Below are 10,460 nucleotides of genomic sequence, written 5' to 3' on the forward strand. Positions count from 1 at the left end.
ACCAGCGAGAAATCTCACAAACCCGCCCCGCCCAATTCCCAATTGCCAATTGCCAATTACGACAAACCTAACAGCCTTCTCGTCCTCTCCGCTTCTTGTCTTTGAACGTCCACAAATTTCAACATTCGGTAAAGTACCTGTATTTGGGGCAACTTAATACCTGCTTGCTGCGCCACCCGTATCGGATTACCAAAAATTGCCTCAACTTCCAGGGGCCGCGATTCATCATAATCGATTTTCATGCTGGTGCGGTAAGGCTTCATTTTCTGAGTGTATTCAAGCATTTGTGGGATAAAGTCATCGGGAATAATGCGATCGCAACTTTTGGCTCCCGCTACCACTTCCTCCATCATTTCCTTAACTAAAATCAGAGTATCTGGATTAGCCATCAGTTCGTCAGTTCTCGCATCCAACACTACAGACAACCCGTTATAAGGAATATTCCAAACCAGCTTTTTCCACCTTGACAGTAGCAAATCTTCGCTCATTTTAATAGGAATATTAGCACGTTTAAAGTCCGCAGCAATTTTGTGCAATCTATCAGTAATACCGATGGGCTTGTAGTCTTGGGCATATTCTCCCAGGGTGATAGTGCCGTAATCTAGGTGGCAGATGTGACCTGGCCCAACTTTATAAGAACAGAGAAAACACAGCCCGCCAACCACTCGTTCTGCACCGACAATTTTAGCTACTTCCGGTTCCGTATTCAATCCATTTTGCAATACTAAAACCGCGCCGTTATCCTTTAATAAAGGAGGCAAAATTTTGGGCAACAAGTGATTTTGAGTTGTTTTCAGCGCTACAATTACTACGTCGCACTGAGGCATTTTGTGCGCGTCGCGGTAGGCGCGGACGTGGGGGAGGGTGAAGTCGCCTTCGGGAGACTCGACAATCAAACCGTGTTTTTTGACGTAATCGTAATCGCTGCGTAGCAAAAAATTGACTTCTAAACCTGCTTGTTGCAGTCTAGCACCGTAGAATCCGCCTAAAGCTCCCGTGCCCACAATGGCATAATTGCGATTTGACATACTATCAACAATTCAGAAATAATTATCAACAAAACAGAAATTTTACAGTCATTCCCTGTTATTATTTAAAGATAGAACTAACCTGAAATATCAATTTCAAATTTCCTCATCCACTGCATCAAGTCTTCAGATAGCTGTTTTCGAGTTCTGCCAACTGCATCGATGCAGACGTGCTTAGTAAGAGCTTTAGCAGCGCTTCTTCCTGCAACTTCGCCAGAAAATACTTGATAGGCAATTTCAAATTCATCGCCAGTAACTTCTTTGGGCGTCAATTGAATCATCAGCCGATCGCCCGCAAACATTGGGCGATAAAAATCTACACTAGCATGAATTATGGGAAAGGCAACCTCGGAATTGCTGAAAAATGCTTTGAGATTGATTCCCGATGCTGCTAGAGATGCCTCGTAAGCTTCGTGGCACATCGCCAAAACGTTAGCAAAGTAAACGACTCCAGCAGCATCGGTATCTTGAAAGCGAACAGTGCGGGTGTAAGTGAAAGGCATTTGAGGTAGTAACGGGCGATCGCAAATTCGATCGCACTTTTACCAACCATCATATCGGTAAACCCGCACTTTTGGAGAAGTTGTCAGCTAAGTAAGTAGGCGCTAATTTTTTATATTGTAAAATTCGCCCTCCTCACTCCTCCCCCTGATTTCTTAACCTTTGTTCTTAATCAACATCACGTCTATAATCTTGAGGGCAATATCTTCGGAAATCCCCAATGCACTGTAAAGATCGTTCAAAAGTTGTTCTTCTTCTTCTGAAACCTCGCCATCTGCTAAAGCGATATCAGTTGTCACAGCAAAAACTGTTTCTTTAAGTTCGTCAGGAAGCATTGCCAAAGCGGCATTAAACAGTACCTCCACTCCTTGCCGTTGCATAATCATCAGCAGGCGATCGAGCATTTTTCTCATCACGTCATCGGGATAACTGCGGAACAGTTGCATCCGAGATAGCGTCATGCTAATCGCTTTACTTTCGCTGTCATTGATGTAACCGTCCGCTGCTACGGCAATTAGCGCGATCGCCGCAAATGATTCGGCCGGCCCTAAAGTTACTTCCGTTTCTTGGCGAGTCTTCGATACTTTATCAAATAAACCCATGATATTTTCCTCTTTATTTAGTGGTGGATTTATGGAGTCAGGATGGGTTCTGGCTCTGGAGGTTTCTTGGGAGATTTTGATAATTATATCAAATTTGGTTAGTTATTTATTATTAATAAAATTATGAAAAAATTAAGAATTTTTATTTTGCCCTTCGGCGCTGCAATGGCGGGTTTATTCAGATCCTGAATTGCCTTCCTATATTTCAGGTAAAACTGACATCTTCCACCCTTCTCAAGAACAGGCTTTTCGGCCTGTTCCACAAAGAGTGAATTTTCTCGCTTCACAGGCCGAAAAGCCTGTTCATAAAAAACTTATTGAGAAGGATGTAACATCTCAGTTAAAACCCGCCATTACAGCGCAGACGATCTACTTGTCAAAAAGGGCTAAATCTGCTTTCAGAAAATCAACAAACTGCCGCGCAGTCCTGCCCGATCGCCCGTTGCGACGAGTTGCCCATTCTTTAGCGCGGTGTTCCAAATCCTCAGCAGCGAGTTTGATTCCAGCAAGTTCTGCCAGATGTCGGACAATTGTTAAATAAGTGTTTTGATCTGCCGGTTCAAAAGTTAAAGTCAAGCCAAATCGATCGCTAAATGAAAGTTTTTCCTGCACAGTATCCCAAGCGTGAACCTCGTCTCCATCGCGGGGGCGAGGCCTGTCGTCAAAAAACTCTCGAATTAAATGCCTGCGGTTAGATGTGGCATAAACTACCACATTTTGAGAGCGAGCAGTGACATTCCCCTCCAAAACAACTTTCAGAGCTTTAAAAGCATCGTCATCTTCCTCAAAAGACAGGTCATCCACAAAAATAATAAACTTTTGAGGAACTCCCCGCAACTGCTCGACAATTAGCGGCAAATCTTGCAAATCCGATTTAGATACTTCAATCAAGCGCAGATTGCGAGATCCAAATTCATTTAACAGCGACTTCACCAAAGAAGACTTACCCGAACCGCGGCTGCCGTACAGCAAAACGTGCAAAGCCGGATAACCTGCCAGCAAAAACTCCGTATTTTTCACCAAAGCATCCCGCTGCCAATCGCAGCAAACCAACTCTTTTAAAGTTATGCGATCGGGATGCGAAATAGTCGCCAACTGCCCTCCCCGCCACGCAAAAGCGCGATATTCGGCAAACAAACCCGTGCCAAACTGTCGGTAATAAGCTGCCAAAGATTCCGTAGCGCTCGACCATTTTTCCAGTTTCCCGTGCAAGGGCAAATCTCCCGGTTCTGCTACAGTTTCCGAATGCCAAATCGGAGGCACTGCGTCAAGTTGACCCGCTACCCGCACCCACTTGCTCAACTGTTCGCTGCTGCATTCGTAAATATTTTGCAGCACTTCTAAATCATGTCGGGCGGCCTCCACCAAAGCGGGGGGCAAACTTGCAAAATCTGTTTGCTGTGCTCGGCGAGAAAAGGGGTTTTCGTCTTTGAGAATTTCCCAAATCAGAGAATCTTTCCAGCTTAAATTTTTAGCAGCCTGAAGTTTGAACCAGTTCCCGTAAGCTACCTGACATTCCAAACCGCTGACTTCGCTGTGGTGAAGGGCTTGCAGCAAATCGAGAAAAGCTTGACCTGCGGGGCTTTTGAGAACTGATTGATACAGCAGCAGGGATGCTGCTTGGCGCTGGAGATAACGGATTTGGGCGATCGCACCAGAAGTTAGGGCTGACATAATGGCAATTGTATAACAGTTACATATCCTGACTGGCTTTAATAAATTTTCTAACAATTCGTGACACTAATTGCAGGCCGCGCTGTATAAATTTAGATGCAAAGAGTGAAATCGGGAGGATTAAAAATGAATTTAGGTACAGCAGCGGCGATCGGCTACGGCATTTTAACACTGGTTGGCGGCATCATGGGTTATATCAAGGCCAAAAGCCAAGCCTCCCTCATTTCGGGCTTGATTAGCGGTTCCCTGCTAATTTTTGCCGGCACCGCACAGCTTATGGGACAAAGTTGGGGTTTAACATTAGCAGCAGCCATCTCCGCTGTTTTAGTAATAGTCTTTATTGTGCGCCTTGTTAAAACTCAAAAATTCATGCCGGCCGGAATGCTAATTTTAGCTAGCTTAGCGTCTTTGGGCGCGATCGTTTACGAAATCAGCGGTCAATATCAATAATCATTCGATTTTAGATTTTAGATTTTAGATTTTAGATTTTAGATTAACTCCCCAGCCTTGAGTGGGAAGTTGAACTAAAGTCTAATTTTTTTATTTCCCTGACTTAATTCCGGGGCTTGTATCTATTTTTAGCAGGACTTACGCAAAAAGTGGTTTGACGCGCTAATTATAGCGCTAAGGTGCGGTGTGCATGGAGCCGTAAATAATTAATTAGCTTCTGTGTAAGTCCTGTTTGGGTGAATTCAACAGTTAGGGGTCAGTAATTAGTAGTTAAAACACTAATTACTAACTCCTAATTACAAATTGCCAATTACTAATAACTAACCACTAATGATTGATGACTGCATCAATATACTGCTGAACTTCCCTGAGTTGCTGCCGCTGGCCTTCAATCCAATCTTTTTCCGCCGCTCGCTGTTGGGGCGTTTCTTTCTGATACCGCGCCTGCTTCTCTAAAAAATTATTGTAGAATTTAATCGCTTTTTCAACTGTTTCAATTGCCAGTTTCAGACGCTCCTCAAAAATTGCTAAAATCACATTTTCCAGGATTAAGCCAATCACTTTACAGCACTCTTCAAAATCGACCAAGCTGATTCCCAGATTGCTTTTATGAACCAGAGTTTCTACAGGTTCTTTTAGCGTTTCTTTAAAACTCTTCATATAAGAATCCGGCAAATATTTCAGGGGTTCCGTAAACTTCGATACAATCTCCCCGCCTATTGATTGTAGTCGCTCTCTAAATTTAGACTGACTTTTTAGGTCAAAGCATTCAATACACAATTCAATTTTTTCCATATCAATAGATTGTAATTCTTTAAAAATTAAACTTAGTTCATTCTCCATAATTAAAATCACTCGCTCTGCCTGGAAATCAACTTCATTCCGCAACTCTTTGTGCAAATTATCTTTTTCAAAAAAACCAATAGTATCTCTTTGAAAGACTTGAGGGTTTTTATCCCACAAAAACCAATGATTTTTTAACTTGCTTGCCTTGTCGCTCCAAGATTTGCGAACTTTAGCAACAGCATCATATTGGCCCTGTTTTCCTAAACTGCGAATTCTCACATCGCATCCGCTTAGTTCGCCAATTTGCTCCCAGACATCAACAGGCGATGCTCCAGCAATTCTCGGCTTGCTATTCCAGACATCCTCAGCCTGAGATACATCTTTGAAACATACCTGAAGTAGCCCTTTGAGCCTGATGGCAGATTGCTTAATTTCGTCAATACAAGGTTCCACATCTAAATTGAGTTGGGTAGCTGACTGTTTAATCTCCACGGATTGATATTCGTCTGCCAACAATCGATCGCTAAACAGGGTAATAGCCTGGAATACCTTGAGATACTCATTCATTTACTTTTATCCCTCGTTTCCCTAAACAGCATACAATACAAAACATCTGCCTTTTTCAATGGAAACTGAGCCACAACATGGATTATATATTCACCCCTGCAACTCAGGCGCGACTCAATAGTGGCAACCTTGTACAGCCTGCTGCCAAAACTGGAAAATTGCTCCCGGTAGCTAGAGATCCGGTGACAGGGGAGTTTGTGGAGCTCGCAAAAATTTTTTATCAATCAAGAAGTGAAACTCTATCCTCGCGGGGAGTTATAGCATTGCTCGCACAGTTAGCCGGAGGTGGCCCCATACAGCCGCTGGTAGCTCCCGTGTACGTCACTGTGGCGCCGTTGCAGGTTGCTCAAACTCATCAGGGGTTTCAAAAAATATACAGAATGCTTAACTGTCTGAAAATTAATTTAGCAGTGATGCAAGCAACTGCTGCTGTCATTGGTATGGGCGCTGTATCCAGCACAGTTTTGTCAGCAGTAAACCTCAACCAAGTATTAAAAATTCGAGAAGAGGCAAAGCACCAGAAGCTAAAAATTAAAGATGGATTTATCGATCTCAGACACATCCTCAAAGATAGGGGAGTAGAGGTGATCCAGCAGATTTTTAAGGTGGCTCACGACTCAAGTTTTGAAATGCACCGCCAGAAACTGGTTAACGGTTACGAGATTTTTTCTAAGGCTGTCAAACGCTGTCAGTCAGCCTTGACAGTCCCCGATATTAAACTTCGGAATTCCGAAATTAATAGCGGGCGGGATATGCTGTTTCAGGCTTTAAAAATTTATGATAATTCTAGTTTGTTGGAGGGGGTGTGTTCTGCAGGACAACTGAGGCAAATGGAATGTGTTTGGGCGATCGAGCAGGCGATCGGCGTCACGTTTCACTTGCAGCGGGCCTACGATACGGTGAGCGATCGCCTGCTGGAACTGCAATCAAAAATTCGTCAAAATATTCTAACTGTTGTTAAAGGATGTCAATCCGAACCCGAACTAGATTTTTTATTTCCCGAAATTACTAGGATTCTCGGTCATGATTTAAGTGTAATAGAATTTTGGCAAAATGAGGTTGATTGGATGCAAACTTTGTCTCCAAAAGAGCAGCACCAGTTAGCTAGTTTAGATAAACTCAGCGGCGAGAGTTTAAAAAGCAGCGTGTACACTACATTCGCGGTATTAGCTGCGGAACCTTCACTTTATGAAAGTTTAAAGCAAAAGTCTCACTTTCTATCCTTGCGCGACCAGCTAACCTTCGCTGTGTCGCCGGAAATCCGCCGGAGATACGAATTTTATGTCAGCCAGCAGGCGATCGCCACTGGCTATCAAGCTTTAGCGGCCTCGAATTGGCAAGAAATATCCGATTTAACTGTGGCTAACCTCTACTACTTTTTTCAAATCCGAGAGAACTCAACTGAAAATTCTCCAACTGAGGACGAATTAGAAACGCCTTATTGGCACTTTCCCCGAACCTTAAAAAATGAGCTAAATTATACCAATTAAATGACCGATGACTAATGATATCATGTACGATCGAGCGATTAAAAGGGCGGGTTTTTGAGATTGTCAATTATTGGCAGATATTTTTGGTGAACCCGCCCCTACCGTATTATATTATGTCGGTCAATTAACCCTGATTCCTGTAGGGGCGGGTTCACCAAGATATTGAATAGAAACGGGAAAATCTGTAAACCCGCCCCGGCTTTTAATCACGGTCAATCGATCGGACATGATATTAGAGGTAATCGACCGGAATTGATAGTACACCAGTTCCTCAAAAGGATGCAACTGTAGGGAAATTCCCAACCATTATGCAGTAAGTCATTCCCATCTAAAATCTAAAATCTAAAATCTAAAATCGTATTACCTCAACCACAACTTAATAGTATTATCTTTAGAACCGCTAGCAATAGTTTTGCCATCGGGACTAAAAGTGACCACATAAACCTCATCGGAATGTCCCGTCAAAGTATTCAGCAATTCTCCAGTAGCAAAATCCCAAACTTTAATAGTTTTATCCTTGCTCCCGCTGGCAATAAACTTCCCGTCCGGGCTGATAGCAACCGAGACAATATCGTCAGAATGTCCCTTGATAGAGCGAATTAAATCTCCTGTTTCGATATTCCAAATTTTAATACTTTCATCGTAGGAACCGCTAACAATTGTCTTGCCGTCCGGGCTAACAGCAACCGACCTCACCGCGTCGCCGTGTCCCTCAATAGTTTTGAGCAGCGCCCCTGTGGCGACATCCACAACTGTAATTTTTTTATCCTTAGAAGCGCTAACCAAACTTTTTCCATCGGGAGTGAAAGCAACAGAATAAACAAAATCTGTATGGTCTGGAAAACTCAGAATCAAACGGCCAGTTGTTGCATCCGAAATCTTTGTGGTTTTGTCTCCGCTGGCACTAGCCACAAGCTGTCCGTCGGGGCTGAGAGCAACAGACCAAACAGAAGCAGTGTGGTCGAGACTGCGAATCACTTGCCCTGTTTTCAAATCCCACAGCATGACTCGCCAAAAACCGGTTCCCGTCGCCAGTTTAGTACCGTTTGAGTCAAAAGCAACCGACCAAATAGTGGAGGAATCTCCTGGAAAAGTGCGAATCGACTTGCCTGTAGCTAAATCCCAAATTTGGATGGTTTTGTCTTTAGAACCGCTGGCTAACATTAAGCCGTCTGGACTGAAAGCAACAGACCCAACTGCATCGGAATGCTGAGCGAAATTTTTGACTTTGGCGTTCTTCCACTGCAGACCTGCTTGGCACTGTTCTTGTAACTCCCGTGCGGAGGAATAGGTGCTGGAAGTGTCGGCAATTGTTGGTATTTGGCTGATGCAGCCTTCATAATTGCTGGCTGTATAAAGAGCTTCAATTTGATTGAGCTGTTGAGATTCTTTCTGGGCTCGCTGCTGCCATTCTTGCCACTTGAGATATCCGTAAATGCCGCCGATCGCAGCTAAGATAGCCGCAATTGTTGCCCCGGCGAGATAAGGATTGAATTTGCGAGTTTCTTTGGGGACAAGTGCTGCTGGGCTGGCGATCCTCTCCGTTGGCGCAGCCCCCGTAGGGGCGGGCTGCGCTAACGAGAAATCGGTTTTTCCGTTCAGATTTACTTGCGGGGATACCGCCGGACTTGCCTGCAATTCCAGGTGAGGGGCGCTACTCGGTGGTGGCGAATTGGGGTTGCGGTGTCCCTCCAAAACTGTGGAGATCGCCTTGTACAATTTAGCAAATAAAGATTTAGGAATGACTAATTCTTCGATTTTCGCGGCATCTTCGTCGGTAAGGCCTAAAACTTGCTGCAAGCGTTTTAATTCGTCGCGAGTTTCCAGAGAAAAGGGATATTCTTGCTGCATTGCTTCTTGCAGTGATTGTTCGTAGCGTTCGCCTTTTTCCCTGTATTTCCGGTAAGGGTTCAATACCTCATCTTCGATCGCCTCTGCTTCTTCTGGCAGCAATTCCAAACTGACGCGCAGTTCATCTAATATTCTCCGACCGACGACTGTAATATCACCCCGGCTGCTGCTGCGCCGATCGACTTCTTCGCGATATATTGTCAGCTTGGGAATCCGCGCCCGCGAGCGATCGCCAATTTTCCTCAAATCGGCTAAAGCTTCCGCCGCCGACTGGTACCTCTCCCGAAAATCGTAGCGCACCATATTGTCCAAAACATCGGCCAGCGCTTGGGAACAGGTGGCTAAATGCCGCCAAACAATTTCGCCTTTATTAGAATTTTTCAAATCCCGCAGTTTCGGCAAATCGTAAGCCGGCAAACCCGTCATTGCTTGGATGCCAATCATTCCCAAAGCGTAGATATCGCTGTTGAGTTGCGGGTTGTATTGAAATTGTTCGATCGGCATATATTCCAAAGTGCCAATCCGCACAGTTACCGGCGCTTGTCTTTGAGCGATGTGAATTTCTTTCACCGAGCCAAAGTCGATCAAAACTAACTTGTTGTCGGAATAGCGGCGGATTAAATTTGCCGGTTTAATATCTCGGTGAATTACGCCCTGTCCGTGTACGAACACTAAAATTTCTAACAGTTCCTTCAGCAAAGGAATCATTTTTTCTTCAGTTAGAGGCTTGCCCGGTACAATCTCGGTTGATAGCGAGTGACCGGCAACAAAGGATTCAACTAAGAAAAATTCTTCATTTTCTTCAAAATAAGCGAATAGCTGAGGAATTTGGTCGTGTTGACCGAGCTTTTCTAGAACTTCTGCTTCTTTTTGAAAAAGACGGCGCGTAGTATTAATTAATTTCGGTTCGGTAGTACCGGGACGCAGGTGCTTGACAAAGCACTGCGGTTCTCCGGGACGGCGAATATCTTTGGCCAGATAGGTTTGTCCAAATTCTCCTGTTTCTATGACTTCAATGATTTGATAGCGTCCATCTAAAAGTTGGCTCACCATGATAATAACGCAGCCTTTTTTTGGTTGATTTTCGCAAGAAACAGTGGCAATTTTGAGTCAGTTGTATAGCCTTTTTCAGGTAAATTAGGTATTCCTGGGCATTGGCAAAACAGGGCATTGGGCATTGGCAAAACAGGGCATTGGGTATTCGGAATAGTTGTTTCTTTCCTTCTTCTTTCTTTCCTTATTCCGACTTCCATCCGACTTCTTCCCTCGGACTTTTTTCCTTCTGACTGAGATATTGCACCATTTTCAATTACTTGTTTAGGAACAGGCAAGATGCCTGTTCCACAAGAAAAATCATTCTTTGTGGAACGGGCATCTTGCCCGTTCTTGACAATGGTGCAACATCTGAGTTCTGACTTAGATATTGCACCATTCTCAATTACTTGTTTAGGAACAGGCAAGATGCCTGTTCCACAAGAAAAATCATTCTTTGTGGAACGGGCATCTTGCCC

General features: G+C 44.1%; 9 protein-coding genes. 2 read left to right on the forward strand and 7 right to left on the reverse strand.

Going from position 1 to position 10,460, the window contains the following annotated elements; genetic code table 11:
• Window positions 1-56 precede the first annotated feature (56 nt).
• The 4 genes from QUA50_RS09000 to QUA50_RS09015 all read right to left on the reverse strand — a co-directional run bounded on the left by QUA50_RS09000 (window position 57) and on the right by QUA50_RS09015 (window position 3,805).
• A complete protein-coding gene (locus tag QUA50_RS09000; protein ID WP_333262867.1) occupies window positions 57-1,028 on the reverse strand; it encodes a putative 2-dehydropantoate 2-reductase in 972 nt (323 codons plus the stop codon).
• A 77-nt stretch (window positions 1,029-1,105) separates the two neighbouring features.
• Entirely contained in the window at window positions 1,106-1,531 is a 426-nt protein-coding gene (locus QUA50_RS09005) for a thioesterase family protein (RefSeq protein WP_333262870.1), read from the reverse strand.
• Window positions 1,532-1,684: 153 nt separating this feature from the next.
• Window positions 1,685-2,131: a tellurite resistance TerB family protein gene (locus QUA50_RS09010; protein ID WP_333052618.1), complete on the reverse strand. Its 447-nt coding sequence runs from the start codon at window positions 2,129-2,131 to the stop codon at window positions 1,685-1,687.
• A 369-nt stretch (window positions 2,132-2,500) separates the two neighbouring features.
• Window positions 2,501-3,805, reverse strand: a complete 1,305-nt coding sequence (locus QUA50_RS09015) for an ATP-binding protein (RefSeq protein ID WP_333262873.1) — start codon at window positions 3,803-3,805, stop codon at window positions 2,501-2,503.
• Between the two features lie 126 nt (window positions 3,806-3,931).
• Here QUA50_RS09015 and QUA50_RS09020 point away from each other — a divergent pair, with 126 nt between their 5' ends.
• Entirely contained in the window at window positions 3,932-4,255 is a 324-nt protein-coding gene (locus tag QUA50_RS09020) for a TMEM14 family protein (protein WP_190735279.1), read from the forward strand.
• Window positions 4,256-4,582: 327 nt separating this feature from the next.
• On the opposite strand, the gene QUA50_RS09025 is transcribed toward QUA50_RS09020, so the two are convergent.
• On the reverse strand, window positions 4,583-5,608 hold the full coding sequence (locus QUA50_RS09025) for a hypothetical protein (protein WP_333262876.1): 1,026 nt from the start codon (window positions 5,606-5,608) through the stop codon (window positions 4,583-4,585).
• Between the two features lie 77 nt (window positions 5,609-5,685).
• Here QUA50_RS09025 and QUA50_RS09030 point away from each other — a divergent pair, with 77 nt between their 5' ends.
• Window positions 5,686-7,098, forward strand: coding sequence for a hypothetical protein (locus QUA50_RS09030; RefSeq protein WP_333262879.1), 1,413 nt, complete (start codon window positions 5,686-5,688; stop codon window positions 7,096-7,098).
• A 360-nt stretch (window positions 7,099-7,458) separates the two neighbouring features.
• Here the strand turns inward: QUA50_RS09030 and QUA50_RS09035 are convergent, their stop codons facing one another.
• Both QUA50_RS09035 and QUA50_RS09040 read right to left on the reverse strand, forming a co-directional pair.
• On the reverse strand, window positions 7,459-10,002 hold the full coding sequence (locus QUA50_RS09035) for a protein kinase domain-containing protein (protein ID WP_333262882.1): 2,544 nt from the start codon (window positions 10,000-10,002) through the stop codon (window positions 7,459-7,461).
• Entirely contained in the window at window positions 9,996-10,280 is a 285-nt protein-coding gene (locus tag QUA50_RS09040) for a hypothetical protein (RefSeq protein WP_333298622.1), read from the reverse strand. Before QUA50_RS09040 ends, QUA50_RS09035 begins: the two co-directional genes overlap by 7 nt.
• Between the last annotated feature and the right edge of the window lie 180 nt (window positions 10,281-10,460).

The sequence above is a fragment of the Microcoleus sp. M2_D5 genome, assembly GCF_036701935.1.
GTDB lineage: Bacteria > Cyanobacteriota > Cyanobacteriia > Cyanobacteriales > Microcoleaceae > Microcoleus.